The sequence below is a fragment of the Mycobacterium sp. RTGN5 genome (assembly GCF_033804465.1).
Lineage (GTDB): Bacteria > Actinomycetota > Actinomycetes > Mycobacteriales > Mycobacteriaceae > Mycobacterium.
This window is the reverse complement of the sequence record NZ_JAPZLA010000007.1, coordinates 301,139-319,199: the sequence shown is the minus strand read 5'-3', so window position 1 is coordinate 319,199 and position 18,061 is coordinate 301,139. Positions and strand designations below refer to the sequence as shown.

Sequence of the window (18,061 nt, the reverse complement as noted above, 5' to 3'; positions counted from 1 at the left end):
CTCGTGACAGCATGAACCGGTGGCCCCTATCCGCGCCGTCCTCTTCGACTTCTCCGGCACCCTGTTTCGCCTCGAGGAAGACGACAGCTGGTTCACCGACATGGAACTGATCGACGACGACGGCCGTCGCGCGGTCGATGAGCACATGCAGGCCGAGCTGATGGAACGCCTCACCCATCCGACCGGCGGTTCGGTCACCAGGACCGAGGAGGCCCACCACGCGTGGGTCAACCGCGACCTGGCGCCGGCCCTGCACCGTGAGGCCTACCTCCATGCGCTGCGTGACACCGGCCTGCCCGACCACCATGCCGAAGCGCTGTACCGGCAAGCGATCGATCCGACGTCCTGGGTGCCGTACCCGGACACCGTCGAGGTGTTGCGGTCGCTGAAGGCCCACGGCCTGCACACCGCCATCGTCTCCAATATCGCGTTCGACATCCGCCCGGCGTTGCGCACCGCGGGCGCCGACGACGACGTCGACGAGTTCGTCTTGTCCTTCGAAGTCGGTGTGGTCAAACCCGATCCGCGCATCTTCGAGATCGCGCTGCAGCGTCTCGGCGTCGCCGCGGACGAGACCGTGATGGTCGGCGACAGCCAAGAGAACGACGGTGCCGCTCGCGACGTCGGCTGCGATTTCATCCTGGTCGACCCGCTGCCGGTGGCCGAGCGTCCGACCGGGCTGATCGACGGACTGCGCGATCGCGGTATCGGGCTCTAGGCGTACCTTTTTGGGCATGGCCGACACCGAGCGCATCCGACCGCCCTGGTGGCTCAAGCCGATGAACAAGGTCTTCATGCTGGTGATGCGTCTTGGCATCCCGGTCGGCGGCACCGAAAGCCCGATGGTGCTGACCGTTCCGGGCCGTAAGTCGGGCAAGCCCCGCTCTACGCCGATCACCCCGTTCACCGTCGACGGAAAGCGCTATGTCGTCGGCGGATTCCCGGGTGCCGACTGGGTGCTCAACGCCCGCGCCGCCGACGTCGCCGTCCTCACCCAGGGCAAGCGCCGCGAACAGGTGCACATGGTGGAGCTCTCACCCGATGACGCCCGGCCGATGCTGCGGGCCTTCCCCGACCTGGTCCCCACCGGCGTCGGCTTCATGAAGAAGTCCGGCCTGATCACCGAGGGCATACCGGCGGAATTCGAGGCACTGGCCGGCCGGTGCTCGGTGTTCCGCTTCGACCCCATCACCGAGAATGGAGTTCAAACACCTTGAGCGACAATCCCTTTGACCCGGATCAGTGGCGTGTCGTCGCGGGCTTCGAGGACCTGACTGACATCACCTACCACCGCCACGTATCGGACCCAACGGTGCGGGTGGCGTTCGACCGGCCCGAGGTGCGCAACGCCTTTCGTCCGCACACCGTCGACGAGTTGTACCGCGCCCTGGACCACGCGCGGATGTCGCCTGACGTCGGCGTGGTGCTGTTGACCGGCAACGGGCCGTCGGCCAAGGACGGCGGCTGGGCGTTCTGCTCCGGCGGCGATCAGCGCATCCGTGGCCGCAGCGGCTACCAGTACGCCGAGGGTGAAACCGCCGAGACCGTCGATCCGGCGCGCGCCGGACGGTTGCACATTCTGGAGGTGCAGCGCCTCATCCGGTTCATGCCTAAGGTCGTCATCTGCGTGGTCAACGGGTGGGCGGCCGGCGGCGGGCACAGCCTGCACGTGGTCTGCGACCTGACCCTGGCCAGTCGCGAGCACGCCCGGTTCAAGCAAACCGACGCCGACGTCGGCAGCTTCGACGGCGGGTACGGCAGCGCCTATCTGGCGCGCCAGGTCGGCCAGAAATTTGCCCGCGAGGTCTTCTTTCTGGGCCGCCCGTACACCGCAGAGCAGATGCAGCGCATGGGCGCGGTCAACGAAGTCGTCGACCACGCCGAGCTGGAGAACGTGGCCGTGCAGTGGGCCAAGGAGATCAACGGTAAATCGCCCCAGGCCCAGCGCATGCTGAAATTCGCGTTCAACCTCCTCGACGACGGCCTGGTGGGACAGCAACTGTTCGCCGGCGAGGCCACCCGGCTGGCGTACATGACCGACGAGGCCGTCGAAGGCCGCGACGCGTTCCTGGAGAAGCGCGACCCGGACTGGACCCCGTTTCCCCGGTATTTCTGAGGTCACGCACCTCATTCCCGTGCGGCGCAGGCGCCGAAAATCGACACATATTTTCGACGTGCCCTACCGAAATCGCGCGGCCTGTTTCGCTCGCGTCAATGGCCAGCTATTATCGCCTCAGCAAACGCGCGGTCGCGCATGTAACAGGGGGCAATCGTGGTATCAGCACGAGTTGTAGGTCAGGTCGGCGCGCTCGCGTTCGCCGTCGGCGCGGGTTTCTTCATTACTTCGGGGGTCGACGGCGCGGTCGCGTCTGCAGCGCCCGATTCCAGCCACTCAGGAACCGGCTCCGCCTCGCCACACCGCGCCACATCGTCCGGCCCGCGCCACGCCCCCGCCGCCGCAGCCCCGTCGACCAAATCGGCGTCGGCTATCAACGCGGTGCCAGCAAGCGTGACGACCGCGCTGGCGTCGGCCAAGGCCACCCCCAAGGCGCCGCACCTGCCCACACCGGTCGAGGTGCAGCGGGCCGTCGTCGCGCTGGAACACAACGTCGAAGCGGAGCTGAAGCGCGACGTTGCCGGCCTGACCCGGGCGCTCGGCATCAAGCCCCCGGCGCAGCGGATCTACGGAAACCTGGCGAACTCCAAGTACTGGGCAACACAGAGCGCCGAGAACTGCGTCCTGATGGCCAGCGCCTCGGTGATCGGTCAACTCACGGGAAAGATGCCGACCGAGAAGGCCATCGCCGACCAGGCGACGAGCACCCAGAGCGTCGTCGACCCCAGCAGGAAGATGTACCTGGGCCTGGACACCGAAGACCGCGTCGCGATCGGTGACGCCGAAGAGCTGCTGAAGGTGTACTACAACATCGACGCCGTCACCGTCGACACCTACAAGAAGTCGCAGGGCCTCATCGCGCTGCGGGCCCTGGAGAACGACCTCAAGGCCGGCAAGGCAGTCATGGTCGGCGTCAACGCCAACGCGATCTGGAAGGTGACCGGCGCCACCCCGCCGCCCGGGGCTGTTGCCGAAGCAGCGGATCACCAGATCTCGGTGATCGCTATCAATGCCACCACCAGGACCGTCTACATCAACGACAGCGGAATGGACAAGGGCGGAGTCGCCGTGCCGTTGGCAGTCTTCATGCGCGCATGGCAGGCCGACAGCTACGAGACGACCAGCGCGGTGCTCGCCGAGGCGGCCAGCGCAGCAATCGCCGCGTAATCCTCGGCCGGATTGCCCGGCATAGACTCAGCAGCCGTGAATCCCCTGCGCCGCAAACTGACCGATGCCATCGCCCTCACCGGGATGCGCCCGCCGCTGAGCCTTCCGACCGGCGTCAACATCGATCTGCGCGGCAAGCGGGTGCTGGTGACCGGCGCCTCGTCGGGCATCGGCGCGGCCGGTGCCGAGTTGTTCGCCGCGCAGGGCTGCGATGTCGTCGTGGTCGCGCGGCGGGCGGACCTGCTCGGTGAGGTCGTCGACCGCATCACCGCCGCAGGCGGAGCGGCGAGCGCGATCGCGTGCGACCTCGCCGACCTGGACGCCGTCGACGCATTGGCGGACGACGTCGGTGAGGTCGATATCCTGGTGAACAACGCCGGCCGGTCGATCCGCCGGCCGCTCGCCGAGTCGCTGGACCGCTGGCATGACGTCGAGCGCACGATGACGCTGAATTACTTCTCGCCGCTGCGGCTCATCCGCGGGCTGGCGCCGGCGATGATCGAACGCGGCGACGGCCACATCATCAACGTCGCGACGTGGGGGGTCTTCAGCGAAGCCTCCCCGCTGTTCGGCGTCTACAACGCATCGAAGTGCGCACTCAGCGCGGTCAGCCGGGTCATCGAAACCGAATGGTCGAGCCACGGCGTGCATTCGACGACGTTGTACTACCCGCTGGTGGCCACTCCGATGATCGCGCCGACCAAGGCCTACGACGGGCTGGCCGCACTGACCCCCGAAGAGGCCGGGCAATGGATGATCGACGCTGCCCGGCACCGCCCGGTGCGGATCGCGCCCCGCATGTCCATCGCCGCCCGTGCGCTGGACGTTGTCGCCCCCGGAGCGATCAGCCGGGTGATGAAGCGTCAGCGGCTGCAGCCCAACTGAGGTAAACACAACGACATGGAGATCCTCGCGAGCCGGATGTTGCTTCGGCCAGCGGATTACGCGCGCTCGGTGTCCTTCTACCGCGACGCGCTTGGCTTGGCCATCGCCCGCGAATACACCGGCGGCACTGTGTTCTATGCCGGCCAGTCGCTGATCGAGCTCGCCGGCCACGGCGCACCCGAGCATCCCGATGCCCCGCTTGCGGTCTCGTTGTGGCTGCAGGTCCGCGATCTCTACGCCACCCAGCGGGAGCTAACGGACCGCGGTGTGCCGATCGCCCGTGCGGCCCGCCGCGAACCGTGGGGCCTGCATGAGATGCACGTCAACGATCCCGACGGGCTGACGTTGATCTTCGTGCAGGTCCCCGAGGACCACCCGCTTCGCCGCGATACCCGGGCCTGATTGGGCTTCTCCTCCTCAGGCCCTGGGGGCCTGCATCGTCGGCGCCCGCGACTAGTGCGATTCGAGCGGCCAGCCCACCGCGGCCAGCCGGCCCGCAACCTGGTTCAGCTCTTCGGGATTGGGGTCTTTCTCGATGACGTCGCGGACGGCGTCACGGATCTGATCGTCGGTCACCGGGGTGTCGAAATCGGCTTGGCGCAAGATTGATTGGGCCGCCTTGACGACCTCGTCGTCCGACAGCGACCTCTTCAGCAGGGCCAGCAGCGGGTAGTAGTCCTTGGGCGGAACGCCTTCCGGATAACCCTTGTGCAACCAAGCGAGGACGCTCTCGAGGAAGGGGGGCTGCTGCTGATCGACGGTCATCGCACCCTCACTTCTTGAGCATCGGGAAGAGGTCGACACCGAAGTGATGGATGATCGTCGACCTGGTGATCCAGGCCACGGCCGTCACAATCACGAGGGCGACGAAGAGGAACAGCAGAATCCCCAGGAACTTCAGCGCCGGGTTGGGCTTGTGCACCGAATGGTCGGCTTCCTCGCCGCCGGCGCCAGATGAGTAGGCCAGCATGCCGGTCGCGAAGAGTGCAGGGAGGCCGGCACCGAGGACGAGCCCGACCACCAGCACCTTGAAGACGGCTTCGAAGTACGTCATCTACGTGTCCTTTTGCTTGTAGCGGTGATCAGACCGTGGCGGACGGCTCGGCCGACTTCGTGTCCTTGGCGGCCGCCCGGACCTCCGCGGGAACCACGGAGTTGGTCGAGGTGTCCCAATCGGCGTTGACGTTCGACGAGTCGACCTTCTGCTGCTGGGCGCGCCACCACATGTAGCCCGACAGGCCGACAAGGATGACGAAGATGAGGCCATCGCCCATCAGCTGCGAATCGGTGACGTCCTTGACGACGTAGGACAGCCAGTAGGACAGCGCACCGACCAGGGCGGCGGCCGGCAGGGTGACCAGCCAGGCGACCGCCATGCGCCCGGCCACCGCCCAGCGCACCTCGGCACCCGGCTTGCCGACGCCGCTGCCGAGGATCGAGCCGGTGGCGACGTGCGTGGTGGACAGTGCCATACCGGCCGCACTGGAGCTGAGAATGATTGCGGCCGAGGAGGCTTCGGCGGCGAAGCCCTGCGGCGACTCGATCTCCACCAGGCCCTTGCCCAGCGTGCGGATGACCCGCCAGCCGCCGATGTAGGTGCCAAGGCCGATCGCAAGCGCGCAGCTCAGGATGATCCAGAACGGCAGCCCGTCCTTCTTCACGTCACCGGTCAGGTGGCCCGTGGTGATCAGTGCCAGCGCGATGACACCCATGGTCTTCTGCGCGTCGTTGGTGCCGTGCGCTAGCGCAACCAGTGAGGCGGTCGCGATCTGGCCCCAGCGGAAGCCCTCCTCGCGGCGCTTCACCAGCACCTTCCGGGTGATCCGGTACACCAACCAGGTGCCGGCGGCGGCGACGACGCCGGCGATGACCGGGGCAGCAACAGCAGGGACGAGGACCTTCTGGGTGACCCCGGCCCAGTTGACGCCGCTGGTGCCCAGTGCGGCCAGCCCGGCGCCGATCAGGCCGCCGAACAGCGCGTGCGAAGAGCTGGACGGAATGCCGAACAGCCACGTCAGCAGGTTCCACAGGATGCCGCCGATCAGGCCGGCGAAGATGATGGTCAATCCAGTCGAGGCGTCGATTCCCGGCAGTAGGTGACCGGTTTTGCCGTCCTGCACCTTGAGGACCGACGTCGTCACCGTGACGGCGACCTCGACGGAGAGAAACGCTCCAACCAAGTTGAGGATGCCGGCCAGCAGCACGGCGGTCTTGGGCTTCAGCGCGCCCGTGGCGATCGATGTCGCCATGGCGTTGCCCGTGTCGTGGAACCCGTTGGTGAAATCGAAAGCCAGTGCGGTGGCAATCAGCAACACCAGGATGATCATCTCCGTGCTCATAAGTCAGATTGTGGTGGTTGAGGGGACGCTTTGACCAGCGGCCAAAGGTCCCCGAACTGCGGATTTGCGAACGTCCCGCAGCTGTTCATCGGCAGTTAACCTGAAGGCCGTCCGCGGTTCGTGTGCGCCCGGGGATCAGGGGTACAAGGTTGGGCGCGGCGAGCACGCGCCGATTAGGATTCTTTAAGTCCACTGGGCGCCCCAAACGCGCCGTAAGGGAGATGCCGCGGTGACCAAATTCCTCACCAAGATCGTCGCCTGGATCAAAGCCGGCTACCCCGACGGGGTTCCCGACCCCGACCAGGTGCCGTTGTTTGCCCTGTTGCGCAGGCGGCTGAGCGACGACGAGGTCATCCTGGTTGCCAAGGCGCTGCTCGAACGCGGCGACTTCGACCACATCGATATCGCCGTGCTGATCACCGAGATCACCGATGCGCTGCCCACCCCCGAGGACATCGACCGGGTTCATGACACGCTCGCCGCCGCCGGCTGGCCGCTGGACGACCCCCGTGACAGTGAGGACGTCGAATAACCACTCTGCGAGCGCTCGCCATCCCGCCCGGACCGTCCGCGCAGTCGGTGATGGCCGCCTTGGCAGGCGTCCTCGACGGACGCGACGCGCCCCTGGTTCCCATTCCCGCCGGCGACTTGCGTGAAAGTGAGTTGCTGACAACATCTTTGCGGGTCGGCGAGGAGATCGACGACGACGTCGCACTGGTGGTGCCGACGTCGGGAACCACCGGAACGCCCAAGGGGGCGATGCTCACGCCCGCGGCGCTGATCGCCAGCGCCGCGGCCACCCATGATCGCCTCGGCGGCCCGGGGACGTGGCTACTGGCGCTGCCGGCCCACCACATCGCCGGGATACAGGTGCTGGTGCGCAGCCTGCAGGCCGGCACCGTACCGCTGGAGCTGAACATCGCCGACGGCTTCGATGTCACCGAATTGCCAACGGCCGTCGCGCAACTCGGGTCCGGCCGCCGCTACACCGCGCTGGTCGCCACTCAGCTCGCCAAGGCCCTGCTCGACCCCGAGGCCACCGCGGCACTGGTCGAACTCGACGCGGTGCTGCTCGGTGGCGGCCCCGCTCCCCGAGCAGTCCTGGAGAGTGCGGCGGCCGCGGGTATCGCGGTGGTGCGCACGTATGGCTCCAGCGAAACGGCCGGCGGCTGCGTCTACGACGGCGTGCCGCTGGACGGGGTGACGATCCGGCTCGACGACGGTACCGAGCCTGCCGAGGGACGCATCGTCATCGGCGGCCCGACCCTGGCCCTGGGCTACCGCAACCGGCCGGAGCCAGACCCGTTCGACGAACCCGGCTGGTTTCGGACCGACGACCTGGGCGTTTTCAGCGAGGCGGGCAGCCTCACCGTTCTCGGGCGGGTGGATGAGGCGATCAGCACCGGCGGACTGACGGTGATGCCCGCGCCGGTGGAGACCGTGCTCTCGCGGCATCCGGCGGTGGCCGACTGCGCGGTGTTCGGCCTGGAAGACGACCGGCTCGGCGAGCGGGTGGCCGCGGCGGTGGTCCTCGTCCCCGGTGTGCCTGAACCGACACTCGAGGACATCCGGGAGTACCTGTCACAGTCGCTGGACGCCACCGCCGCACCCCGTGAGCTGCACATTGTCGATGAACTGCCCCGCCGCGGCATCGGAAAACTGGACCGAAGCGCGCTGCGCGAGCGGTTCGCCAACGGCGGTGACCTTCCGGGCGGCTACGGCTGGTGAACAATGGTTTGCATCGCCATATATGAGGGGACAGCAAAATCATGGAAGAGCTGAAGTATCTCGACCTCCACGGCAACCGCGTGGCCTACCTGGACGAAGGCCACGGCGAAGAAGTGATCCTGCTGCTGCACGGCATGGCAGGCAGCTCGCAGACCTGGCGCTCGGTATTGGGTCCGCTATCGCGCAAGTACCGGGTGATCGCCCCTGACCTGCTCGGTCACGGCAGCTCGGCCAAACCACGCAGCGACTACTCGCTGGGTGCGTTCGCGGTGTCGCTGCGCGACCTCCTCGACGAACTCGGGGTCACGCACGTCACCGTCGTGGGGCAGTCGCTGGGCGGCGGGATCGCAATGCAATTCGTCTACCAGCACCCCGACTACTGCCGACGGCTGATCCTGATGAACAGCGGCGGACTGGGGCCGGACGTCGGCTGGACGCTACGACTGCTGTCGGCGCCCGGCGCCGAGCTGATCATGCCGCTCATCGCGCCCCGACCGGTGCTGACCGCCGGTGAGAAAGTGCGGTCGCTGTTCGGCAAGCTGGGCGTTCAGTCGCCCCGTGGCTCGGAGATCTGGAATGCCTACAGTTCCTTCGCCGATGCCGAGACGCGGCAGGCGTTCCTGCGCACGCTGCGCTCCGTGGTCGACTACCGCGGGCAGGCCGTCAGCGCGCTGAACCGGCTGAACGTCGCCAATGTGCCGGTCATGGTGATCTGGGGCGATCACGACGCCATCATTCCCGTCGAACACGCGTATGCCGCGTACGAGGCGCGGCCCGACGTGCGGCTCGAGGTGCTGGCTGGCGTCGGGCACTTCCCGCAGGTTGAGCGGCCCACCGAAGTGGTCGACTTGATCGACGACTTCATCTCCACCAGCACCGGTGCCGACATCGAGCAGCCCGCCACCCAGGTGTGAACGCACCCGACCGCTTCGCCACCGCGAAGATCGCCAGGCTGGCGACCGTCACTCCCGACGGTCCCCCGCATCTGGTGCCGATCGTGTTCGCCGTGGCCGAGGCATGCGTGTACACCGCCGTGGACGGCAAGCCGAAAACCAGCCACAAACTGCGGAGGTTGGCCAACATCGAGGCCAACCCCCGGGTGAGCATCCTGGTCGATCACTACGACGACGACTGGTCGCAGCTGTGGTGGGTACGGGCCGACGGAATAGCGGAAATTCATCACAGCGGTTCGTCGTGCGAACGGGGCTATGAGCTGCTGCGTGCGAAATACCCTCAATATCAATATGTTCCGCTAGACGGCCCAGTGATCGCAGTGGACGTCGATCAGTGGTCGTCCTGGGACGGCTGAGCCGCCCGTACGCTGGAGACTTGTGAGCATCGGTCGCAAGGAAGCGGTCGCGGTCTCCGTCGGCGTGCTGCTGGTGGCCGCGGCGTTCGCCGTTCCGCACCTGCACCTCGGCATCGTCACGCCGCTGATCAACAGCACACCGCAGCAGATCAAGGACTTCGCCGGCACCGCGCCGATTTTCGGCTGGTGGAACGCCCATGTCGGCTGGGGCACGATCCCGGCGATCCTGATCGGCACGGCGGCGGTGGTGTGGGGAGCCTCGACCGCGAAGCGGCTGTCCTGGCGGTGGCTGACGCTGACGGTGTGGGCGACGTCGCTGTCGTGGGCGTTCGCCCTGGCGATGATCGACGGCTGGCAACGCGGGTTCGCCGGCCGCCTGACCGCCCGCCACGAGTACCTCAACCAGGTTCCGACGATCACCGACATCCCCGAAGCTGTCCGCACGTTCTCCAGCCGAATTCTTGATTTCCAACCGAATTCGTGGATCACGCATGTGTCCGGGCACCCACCCGGTGCATTGTTGACGTTCGTCTGGCTGGACCGCATCGGGCTGGGCGGCGGCGCGTGGGCAGGTCTGTGGTGCCTGCTGTTCGGGTCGTCGGCCGCCGCCGCGATCCTGGTGGCCGTGCGGGCCCTCAGCGGCGAAGAGACCGCTCGGCTGGCGGCGCCGTTCGTCGCCGTTGCACCGACCGCGATCTGGATCGCAGTGTCGGCCGACGGTTACTTCGCCGGTGTGGCAGCGTGGGGTATTGCGTTGCTGGCGTTGGCAGTTCGCCGAACCGTGCGCTGGCCGGAGCTGGCCGCCGGTGCAGCCGGTCTGGTGCTGGGCTGGGCGATCTTCCTCAACTATGGGCTGGCGCTGATGGCCCTTCCCGCGGTGGCGGTGTTGATCTGCGCGACGTCCTGGCGGGACGCGGTTCGTGCGCTGGTTCCCGCAGCTCTGGCCGCACTGGCGGTGGTTGGCGCTTTCGTCATCGCCGGATTCTGGTGGTTCGACGGATACACCCTTGTCCAGCAGCGCTATTGGCAGGGGATCGCGCTGAATCGACCGTTCCAGTATTGGAGTTGGGCCAACCTCGCGTCGGTGGTGTGCGCGATCGGGTTGGGCAGCGTCGCGGGCGTGGGCCGGGTGTTCGACATCGCGGCGATCAGGCGGCGCTCCGGACTGCACTTGCTGGTGCTGGCCGCGCTGGCCGCGATCGTGTTCGCTGACCTGTCGATGCTGTCCAAGGCCGAGACGGAACGGATCTGGTTACCGTTCGAGGTCTGGCTGACCGCTGCCGGTGCCCTGCTTCCCGTCCGGGCCCAGCGATGGTGGTTGGGCCTCAACGTGATCGGGGCCCTGGTTCTCAACCACGTCATCCTGACCAACTGGTAGCACCCGGTCACCGATCAGGTAGAGCAGCGTGGCGCCCCAGACGACGCCCAGCGCGATCCAGAAACCGGCTTCGTAGTTGCGGTCCAGCACGGTGAGGTTGTCCAGGTGCAGTCCCGGCTTGTCGTAGACCGGAATCGCCAGCAACACCAGAACAACCGTCAGCAGGGCGGCCACCAGAACCGGCGTCCACCACTTACTCGGAAGCAGGCGCCGCCCGGCGAAGCCGAGTGCCAGGCACACCGGCGCGAACACCGCGTCGTGCAGCAACACCCCGATCAACGCCCACACGACGATGCGAAATATGACATCGGGTGAGTTGTCCGCCACCAGCATGACACCGTAGACGCCCACCGCCAGCCCGAGGGCGACCAGAAACACCCGTGTCGACGTCACACCACCACCTCGATTCTGGACAGCCATTTTGTCTGCAGCACACCGGGTCTCGTCGGCGCGATCAGCCTACATGGGTAGCCGTGGTCGAGGTCCAGGATTTCGCCGTTGAGCTTCAGCGCGATCAGCGTCTGCGAATCCCGGGTGTGACGTGCGGGCAGTACGGTCCGGGAGTACGGTCCCGGTGGTTCCAGCGAGATCATCCGGACATCGGAATCCGGTTTACCGCCGACCTGTTTGAGCAGATCGGCCAGCACAACCCCGGTCCAGCTGGCGGTGGCACTCCAGCCCTCGACGCACGCGATGGGCAGCCGGTGGGTGGTTTGCGGCATCGCCGCGAGCTCGTCGACGGTGAACGCCTTCACGGTGGACCCATTGACCACGGTGAGCCGGTAGTCGGATGATCGCGCGCTGCCCAGTACACCCGCCGCGAACGCCGACCGGTTCACCGGGACGCCCTGGGGGCCGTCGCCCGACCGGGGTGCCAGCAGCGAAACGCGGCGCAACCATGGAATCGTCTGTCCGGCAGTCACTATCGTTGCTACGCCAACGGCCAGTCCGGTTCCGACGAGCACGGCACGCCTACTGGGGCCCTTGCGCGGTTCACCGGTCGGGATCTCCTCGAGTGGCTCGCCGAGGGCCCGGCGGATCACCGGCAATTTAACGCCGATATGCACGATCACCGCGCCGGCCGCCACATAGGCCATCGCGTAGTGGCTGGTGGTGAAGAAGAACTTGAACGCGTACCACTGCGCGATGTTCATAACTCCGGTGGAGAGCTGAAAGATCATGGCGCCCACCAGAACCAGGATCGAAGCCCGTTCGATCTGACGGGTCAGTCCACCGATGATGGGCCGCTCGAACAGCTTGGGGTAGACCGACCACAATTTGACGAGCAGCAGCGGAATCGCGGCGATACCCGAGATCACGTGCAGGCCCTGAGTCAGCTGGTACAGCCAGACGGGTCGGGTCGGCCAGAAGAACCACGGCTGCGGGTGTTGGATGAAATGGCTGATCAAACCCGTCGCGAAGCAGACAGACACCGCAACACCGAGGGCTACCCCGACTCGGGCCGTCACCGCCGTCCCACGTAAGGAAGCCATAGTGGATTTCCCTATCTGCGGCGTTACGCCAGCGTGAGTGTAGCCACGACACGTTCGCCGATCGGGTGGAACCCGACCAACGCCAGACCAACCTCCGCGGCCAATGCGGCCGCACAATCGACACCGACTGAGGCCCACCGGAACCAGGGCCCGACAGTGCGGGAGGATTCCAGTCGAACCCAGCTGGTCCGTACTCCCGCTGTGCTCGGATCGAATTCGACGACACAGTGACCGCCCACGCGCAACAACTCACGGGCCCGCCGCAGGACCCGGCGCGGATCGCCGGACAGACCGACGTTGCCGTCCGCGAGCAGCACCGTCTGCCAACGACCGGTGCCGGGCAGTGGGTCGAACACATCGCGCAGCAGCGCGGGGGCGCCACTGCGCCGGGCCAGGCGTACCGCCGTCGCCGACTGATCGACCCCGAGAGCCGGAATGCCGCGCTGAATCAAATGGGCCACCAATCGCCCTGGGCCACAACCTAAGTCGATCGTCGGCCCGTCGCACAGCGCCACCACACCCGCATCGAACACGGCGTCTGCGCCGTGACCACCGAGCCAGCTGTTCACCGGCAGGCGGTGGCGTTGGCCGTCATCGTGGCGCAGCCAACATCGCTCACCGATCAATGCGCGGTCGTACAGCTGTCCCAACATGTCATATCCCCTTGGTGACTTGCGCGAACCGGCTTGATGCCGAACATTCCGCGCGGACCGGCGGGATGTCGTCGACGGTGTCGACGTCGCGCAGCTCTTCAACGAGGCTCACGGAAATACCCGTGTGCTTCAGCGCGGCGAGCGTTAATGCGCCCGTGTCGGGCAGCGACATCGGCACGTTCCGTACGCAGTTGGCGGTCGCGCCGTCGGCGACTCCGAGCACCCACCATCCGCCGTCCCAGGCCAGTCCGAGCAGCGCCGGCGCAGTCAGCAGCTGCCGGGCACACTCGGCGAGTAGTTCGGGGCGCACCTGCGGGGTGTCCATCCCGATCTGCAGCACCGGCTGGCGTGCGGTCGCCGCGGCATCGGCGTGCGCGTTGGCCAGGCGGTCGGCGAAGCCGTCGCCGCGCTGCCCGATCACGGTGAAGGCGGCGAGCCGGTCGCGAATCTCGCCGGCCCGGCAGGCCTGCTCCACGTCACCGGTCATGGCGACCACTCGGTGGGTAACCGGGGTCGCCGCTGCCGCGTCAAGAGTGTCCAGCAGCGCCGCGGCGGCGATGTCAGCGGCGGCCCGCTCCCCCAGCGTGGCGGCCAACCGGGTCTTGGCCAGCCCGGGCACCGGAGCCTTGGCCACCACCAGCACGGTGACAGCTAACCGGTCCGGGCTTGGCGTCACGAGATGACTTTCCAGAAGTCGACGGCGGCGGTCAGACTTCCTCGCACCGACCCACTGACTTTCGACTTGCCGCCGGTACGCGGCCCGTAGTCGACGTCGACCTCCACCACGCTCCATCCCGCGGCCGCGGCGCGGACCAGCAATTCGAGCGGATACCCCGACCGGCGGTCGGTCACTCCGAGCCTCAGCAAAGCGTCACGGTTGGCCACCCGCATCGGGGCGATGTCATGCACCGGAAGCCGGTGCCGGGTGCGCAGCCGCCAGCACACGGCCGCGGTTCCCAACCGTGCATGCCAGGGCCATTTCAGGCCTCGTACCGGCCGGCGGCGACCGGTCACCAGGTCGGCTCCGCGATCCAGCTCGGCGACCAATCGCGGCAGATCGGCCGGATCCAGCGAACCGTCGCCGTCAAGCACGGCGACGATCGGTGTGCGGGCGGCGACCACCCCGGCGTGTACGGCCGATCCGTAACCGGGCCGGGGCTCGTCGACCACGTCGGCGCCGTGCCGTCGGGCGACCTCGGCAGTCTCGTCGGTGCTGTTGTTGTCGACTACCAGAGGGCGATAACCAGCCGGTATCGCGGCCAGCACGGCCGGCAGCGACTCCGCCTCATTCAGGCAAGGGAGCACCACCGTGACTGGACGCTCGGGCATAGGGCTCAACCTAATGCGGATATACGCACGGGCGGATGACAAAACAATGACATCGACGCTGGTGGAGGACGGTGTTCGTTAACCTTCAGCTATGCCGGTCCGGGTTCTCATCGCCGACGACGACACCGTCGTGCGTGATGTGGTGCGTCGCTATCTCGAGCGGGACGGCCTGGAAGTGACGGTCGCCAACGACGGTGGCGAGGCGCTTCGGGTGCTGAGTACCGAGCGCATCGACGTGGCGGTGCTGGATGTGATGATGCCTGGACCGGACGGTTTGTCGTTGTGCCGGACGCTGCGCCAGGGCGGCGACTTCAGCGTGCCGGTGATCCTGCTGACTGCGCTCGGTGAAGAGGACGACCGCATCGCGGGGCTGGAAGCCGGCGCCGACGACTACGTGACCAAGCCGTTCAGCCCGCGGGAGTTGGCGCTGCGGGTGCGTTCGGTGTTGCGGCGCGCGCCGTCGCCCGCGACGCCGCTCCCGCTGGAGATCACCATGGGTGATCTGACGGTGTCGACCGCGTCGCGCGCCGTCCACATCGCAGGCAAGCCGGTGGGACTGACCAACCGCGAATTCGAGCTGCTGCTGTTCTTCCTCACCCATCCCGACACGGTGTTCTCCCGCGAGCAGTTGCTGCAGCTGGTGTGGCACTGGGAATTCGGCGACTTGTCGACGGTCACGGTGCACGTCAAGCGGTTGCGATCCAAGCTCGGCGAGCAACACCGTCTGCAAACCGTCTGGGGACGTGGCTATCTGTGGCGCTCGGCGGCCGACGGCGGTGACCGTGCCACCGCATGACCTGGCCCGGATGGCGGTCCTGGCACTGGCGTGTTCGCTGCCCGTCGTCGTGATCGGTGCACTCGTCATCCGGCTCGCCCGATCCTGGTCGATGACGGTCACCATGGCGGTGCTGGTGCTGATCCCGACACTGGCCACCCTGACCGGCGTGCTGGGCGCCAGCGGATTCATGATCACCAGTACGTTCGCGTCGATCGCTGTCGTGTTGCTCATCGTGGCGATCGTGACAGTGCCCGCGGCGGTGATGCTGTCCCGCTACCAGGCTCGACGGACGGTGTGGGAAAAGGAGATTCGCGAGGCCGAGCGGGTGGCCGAGCAGTCCAGACGGCAGCTGGTTGCGTTCGTCAGCCACGACTTACGCACCCCCCTGGCCAGCATCCAGGCATTGTCCGAGGCGATCGCCGACGGGGTGGTGAGCGGTGACGAAATTGCTCTGCAAGCCAAACATATTGAGCACGAATCGATCCGGCTCTCCGAAATGGTCGACGATCTGTTCGAGATGTCGAAGATCAACGCCGGTGCGGTCCAGACGCCATACGAGAAGGTGGCGCTTGATGAGGTGATCGACGACGTGATGGCGGCCCATAAGATCGCCGCGGAGCGCGCCGGGGTGAGCCTGGTAGCAGCGGTGCCTGCCGACCCGGTGCCCGTTATCGGTAGCGACCGCGCTCTGGTGCGCGTGTTGTCCAACTTAGTGGCCAACGCGATCGCGCATACCCCGTCGGGCGGAACGGTGACGTTGGCGCTGGGTACCGACGCGGACGGTGTGTGGGCGCGGGTGGACGATACCGGAGTCGGCATCCACGAAGCGGATCTTCCGCGGGTCTTCGACATCGCCTACCGCGGCTCGAATAGCCGTATTCCGCGGGAGGATTCGTCGCTGCCGAGCGGCTCCGGCCTGGGCTTGGCGATCGCGGCCGGGCTGGTCGCGGCGCACCGCGGGACACTGTCGGCGCTCAACACCGCGTCCGGTGCTCGTTTCGAGGTCCGGTTGCCGCTGGCCGAGTAGTCGGTCGGTAGCCTGAACGAGTCGGCAGTCGCCGTCAGCGAAAAGGGAGATCGAGATGTCCGTAGCCCAACGCGAACGCGCAGCCCTGGTCGCCGCCCTACGCGACGTCGGACCCGACGCACCCACCTTGTGCGACGGGTGGGACGCCCGAGACCTCGCCGCGCACTTGATGGTTCGCGAATATCGCGTCGACGCCGCACCGGGCATCCTCATCCCTCGGTTCGCGGGCCACACCGCGCGCGTCCAAGATGACGTGGCCGAGCACACCGAATGGGACGACCTGGTGGGCAAGGTGGCCGCGGGCCCGCCGCTCTATTCGCCGCTCAAGCTTGTCGACTCGGTGGCCAACGTCGCCGAAATGTTCATCCACCACGAGGACATTCGCCGCGCCCAGCCGCACTGGGAACCGCGGAGCCTGGAATCCGACCTGACCGGCAAGCTCCGCCGCACCCTGAAGATGATGGCCCGGCTCACCCTGTCGAAGATGCCCGCACGAGTGCAGCTGCGCACCCCGGACGGTGAGACCGTGCTGATCGCCGGCCACGGCCCGGCGGTCACGGTGACCGGCGCGCCCGAGGAGTTACTGCTGTTCTCGACCGGGCGGCTGGCCCGCGTGGACTACACCGGCGATCCGGAGGTCGTCCGCACCGTGCAGGACGCGCCTAAGGGTTTGTGATCAGTCGCCGAGTGATCTGCTCAACCGCTCGGCGGCGGCGAGGTAGTCCTCGATGAACTCCAAGACCACCTCGCGGGCCGGCTTGACCTTGTTCATCAGGCCCACACCCTGGCCGACGAAGTACGTCGCCAACGCCTGAGCCCCCGGATGGCCGCCCTCGGCCAGCTTGTCGATCCGGCGCAGCACCGGCTCGGCAATCATGTTCTGCAGCGGCAGAGGCAATGGCTGGCGACCGCCCTCATGCGGCGCCCAGGCATCGGTCCAATCCGAAACCAGTTGCCGCGACGGCTTTCCCGTGCGTCCTGCAGACCGGACCGTATCCCGCGACGTCGCGGCCAGGAACTTCTGCACAGTGTGCGGGGCGGTCTCGGCCTCCTCGGTGGTCAGCCACACCGAACCCGTCCAGGCACCTGCGGCACCCAGCGCCACCGACGCGGCCATCTGCCGCCCCGTCACGATCCCGCCGGCCGCCAGCACGGGCACTTCACGAATCGGCTTGATGGCCTCGATCACCTCGGGGATGAGCACCAGCGTGGTCACCTCACCGCAGTGCCCACCGGCCTCGGTGCCCTGCGCGACGATCAGGTCCACGCCCGCGTTGACCTGCTTGATGGCATGCTCCTTGGCGCCGACGAGTGCGGCAACCGGGATGCCGGTCTGCTTGCCGGCTTCGATCATGTAGTCCGGTGGTACGCCAAGTGCGTTAGCCATCAACTTGATCGGATGATCCAGTGCGACTTCGAGCAGGCTCGCGCCGGTGTCCCCGCTCAGCGACGACGCGGCCACCCGCGGCTGGTCGCTGATGTCGATGTCATGTGCGGCCAGCAGCTCGTCGATGAACCCACGAAAGTCTGCGGGGATGCGGTCGGTGAGCTGATCGAACGACAGGCTCTCGCCCTTGCCCTCGAACTTGGCCGGCACGATGATGTCGACGCCGTAGGGCCTCCCCTTGACCTGCTCGTCGATCCAGTTCAGCTCCTGGTGGAGTTGATCGGGGCGGTACGCGGTGCCACCCAGGACACCGAAGCCGCCCGCGTTGGTCACCGCCGCAACGACATCGCGGCAGTGACTGAAGGCGAACAAGGGAAACTCGATGCCGAATTGGTCGCAGATCTCGGTCTTCACGAGCCCAGTATGCGCCGGAATCACGTCTCGACCAACCACCGGGTTGGGAAGTGCTGCC

General features: G+C 67.1%; 22 protein-coding genes. 14 read left to right on the top strand and 8 right to left on the bottom strand.

The annotated features are described in order from the left end of the window. Window positions 1-19: 19 nt before the first annotated feature. The 6 genes from SLQ31_RS27250 to SLQ31_RS27225 all read left to right on the top strand — a co-directional run bounded on the left by SLQ31_RS27250 (window position 20) and on the right by SLQ31_RS27225 (window position 4,570). Window positions 20-718, top strand: a complete 699-nt coding sequence (locus SLQ31_RS27250) for an HAD-IA family hydrolase (RefSeq protein ID WP_319437281.1) — start codon at window positions 20-22, stop codon at window positions 716-718. A gap of 16 nt (window positions 719-734) precedes the next feature. Beyond that, window positions 735-1,217, top strand: coding sequence for a nitroreductase/quinone reductase family protein (locus SLQ31_RS27245; protein WP_319437280.1), 483 nt, complete (start codon window positions 735-737; stop codon window positions 1,215-1,217). Next, window positions 1,214-2,116, top strand: coding sequence for a 1,4-dihydroxy-2-naphthoyl-CoA synthase (locus SLQ31_RS27240; RefSeq protein WP_319437279.1), 903 nt, complete (start codon window positions 1,214-1,216; stop codon window positions 2,114-2,116). The genes SLQ31_RS27245 and SLQ31_RS27240 overlap by 4 nt, the downstream gene beginning before the upstream one ends. Window positions 2,117-2,272: 156 nt before the next feature. Continuing rightward, entirely contained in the window at window positions 2,273-3,283 is a 1,011-nt protein-coding gene (locus tag SLQ31_RS27235; protein ID WP_319437278.1) for a hypothetical protein, read from the top strand. A 36-nt stretch (window positions 3,284-3,319) separates the two neighbouring features. Next, window positions 3,320-4,168, top strand: coding sequence for an SDR family oxidoreductase (locus tag SLQ31_RS27230; RefSeq protein ID WP_319437277.1), 849 nt, complete (start codon window positions 3,320-3,322; stop codon window positions 4,166-4,168). A 15-nt stretch (window positions 4,169-4,183) separates the two neighbouring features. Continuing rightward, window positions 4,184-4,570, top strand: a complete 387-nt coding sequence (locus tag SLQ31_RS27225) for a VOC family protein (RefSeq protein WP_319437276.1) — start codon at window positions 4,184-4,186, stop codon at window positions 4,568-4,570. A gap of 51 nt (window positions 4,571-4,621) precedes the next feature. Here the strand turns inward: SLQ31_RS27225 and SLQ31_RS27220 are convergent, their stop codons facing one another. From SLQ31_RS27220 to SLQ31_RS27210, 3 genes are read right to left on the bottom strand one after another with little or no spacing between them, the layout of a single operon-like run. Next, the gene (locus tag SLQ31_RS27220) at window positions 4,622-4,933 is read right to left on the bottom strand and encodes a DUF3349 domain-containing protein (RefSeq protein ID WP_319437275.1); all 312 of its coding nucleotides are present in this window, start codon (window positions 4,931-4,933) and stop codon (window positions 4,622-4,624) included. 7 nt (window positions 4,934-4,940) lie between these two features. Further along, window positions 4,941-5,222 carry a hypothetical protein gene (locus SLQ31_RS27215; RefSeq protein ID WP_319437274.1) on the bottom strand — a complete coding sequence of 94 codons (282 nt, stop codon included), beginning with the start codon at window positions 5,220-5,222 and terminating at the stop codon, window positions 4,941-4,943. Window positions 5,223-5,250: 28 nt separating this feature from the next. Continuing rightward, window positions 5,251-6,507: an inorganic phosphate transporter gene (locus SLQ31_RS27210; protein WP_319437273.1), complete on the bottom strand. Its 1,257-nt coding sequence runs from the start codon at window positions 6,505-6,507 to the stop codon at window positions 5,251-5,253. Between the two features lie 229 nt (window positions 6,508-6,736). Here SLQ31_RS27210 and SLQ31_RS27205 point away from each other — a divergent pair, with 229 nt between their 5' ends. The 5 genes from SLQ31_RS27205 to SLQ31_RS27185 are packed head-to-tail and all read left to right on the top strand — an operon-like array spanning window position 6,737 to window position 10,922. After that, window positions 6,737-7,039, top strand: coding sequence for a DUF3349 domain-containing protein (locus tag SLQ31_RS27205; protein WP_319437272.1), 303 nt, complete (start codon window positions 6,737-6,739; stop codon window positions 7,037-7,039). 50 nt (window positions 7,040-7,089) lie between these two features. Then, window positions 7,090-8,235, top strand: a complete 1,146-nt coding sequence (gene menE / locus SLQ31_RS27200) for an o-succinylbenzoate--CoA ligase (RefSeq protein WP_319437271.1) — start codon at window positions 7,090-7,092, stop codon at window positions 8,233-8,235. 41 nt (window positions 8,236-8,276) lie between these two features. Further along, a complete protein-coding gene (locus tag SLQ31_RS27195; RefSeq protein ID WP_319437270.1) occupies window positions 8,277-9,149 on the top strand; it encodes an alpha/beta fold hydrolase in 873 nt (290 codons plus the stop codon). Beyond that, window positions 9,146-9,544 carry a TIGR03668 family PPOX class F420-dependent oxidoreductase gene (locus tag SLQ31_RS27190; RefSeq protein ID WP_319437269.1) on the top strand — a complete coding sequence of 133 codons (399 nt, stop codon included), beginning with the start codon at window positions 9,146-9,148 and terminating at the stop codon, window positions 9,542-9,544. The genes SLQ31_RS27195 and SLQ31_RS27190 overlap by 4 nt, the downstream gene beginning before the upstream one ends. Window positions 9,545-9,566: 22 nt before the next feature. Next, window positions 9,567-10,922 carry a hypothetical protein gene (locus tag SLQ31_RS27185; protein ID WP_319437268.1) on the top strand — a complete coding sequence of 452 codons (1,356 nt, stop codon included), beginning with the start codon at window positions 9,567-9,569 and terminating at the stop codon, window positions 10,920-10,922. Between the two features lie 389 nt (window positions 10,923-11,311). Here the strand turns inward: SLQ31_RS27185 and SLQ31_RS27180 are convergent, their stop codons facing one another. Genes SLQ31_RS27180 through SLQ31_RS27165 form a run of 4 tightly spaced genes read right to left on the bottom strand, consistent with a single transcriptional unit; the run spans window position 11,312 to window position 14,397 of the window. After that, window positions 11,312-12,415, bottom strand: a complete 1,104-nt coding sequence (locus SLQ31_RS27180) for a molybdopterin-dependent oxidoreductase (protein WP_319437267.1) — start codon at window positions 12,413-12,415, stop codon at window positions 11,312-11,314. Window positions 12,416-12,438: 23 nt separating this feature from the next. Beyond that, window positions 12,439-13,068: a class I SAM-dependent methyltransferase gene (locus SLQ31_RS27175; protein ID WP_319437266.1), complete on the bottom strand. Its 630-nt coding sequence runs from the start codon at window positions 13,066-13,068 to the stop codon at window positions 12,439-12,441. A gap of 1 nt (window position 13,069) precedes the next feature. Then, window positions 13,070-13,744, bottom strand: a complete 675-nt coding sequence (locus tag SLQ31_RS27170; RefSeq protein ID WP_319437265.1) for a DUF2064 domain-containing protein — start codon at window positions 13,742-13,744, stop codon at window positions 13,070-13,072. Further along, window positions 13,741-14,397: a glycosyltransferase family 2 protein gene (locus tag SLQ31_RS27165; RefSeq protein WP_319437264.1), complete on the bottom strand. Its 657-nt coding sequence runs from the start codon at window positions 14,395-14,397 to the stop codon at window positions 13,741-13,743. Before SLQ31_RS27165 ends, SLQ31_RS27170 begins: the two co-directional genes overlap by 4 nt. Window positions 14,398-14,488: 91 nt before the next feature. Between SLQ31_RS27165 and SLQ31_RS27160 the strand changes: the two genes are divergently transcribed. Genes SLQ31_RS27160 through SLQ31_RS27150 form a run of 3 tightly spaced genes read left to right on the top strand, consistent with a single transcriptional unit; the run spans window position 14,489 to window position 16,878 of the window. Then, window positions 14,489-15,193, top strand: coding sequence for a response regulator transcription factor (locus tag SLQ31_RS27160; protein WP_319437263.1), 705 nt, complete (start codon window positions 14,489-14,491; stop codon window positions 15,191-15,193). Window positions 15,194-15,203: 10 nt separating this feature from the next. Then, on the top strand, window positions 15,204-16,202 hold the full coding sequence (locus SLQ31_RS27155; protein ID WP_319437313.1) for a HAMP domain-containing sensor histidine kinase: 999 nt from the start codon (window positions 15,204-15,206) through the stop codon (window positions 16,200-16,202). Window positions 16,203-16,257: 55 nt separating this feature from the next. Further along, on the top strand, window positions 16,258-16,878 hold the full coding sequence (locus SLQ31_RS27150; protein WP_319437262.1) for a TIGR03085 family metal-binding protein: 621 nt from the start codon (window positions 16,258-16,260) through the stop codon (window positions 16,876-16,878). Here the strand turns inward: SLQ31_RS27150 and SLQ31_RS27145 are convergent, their stop codons facing one another. Continuing rightward, complete coding sequence (locus SLQ31_RS27145; protein ID WP_319437261.1) at window positions 16,879-18,003, bottom strand: nitronate monooxygenase; 1,125 nt, start codon at window positions 18,001-18,003, stop codon at window positions 16,879-16,881. Between the last annotated feature and the right edge of the window lie 58 nt (window positions 18,004-18,061).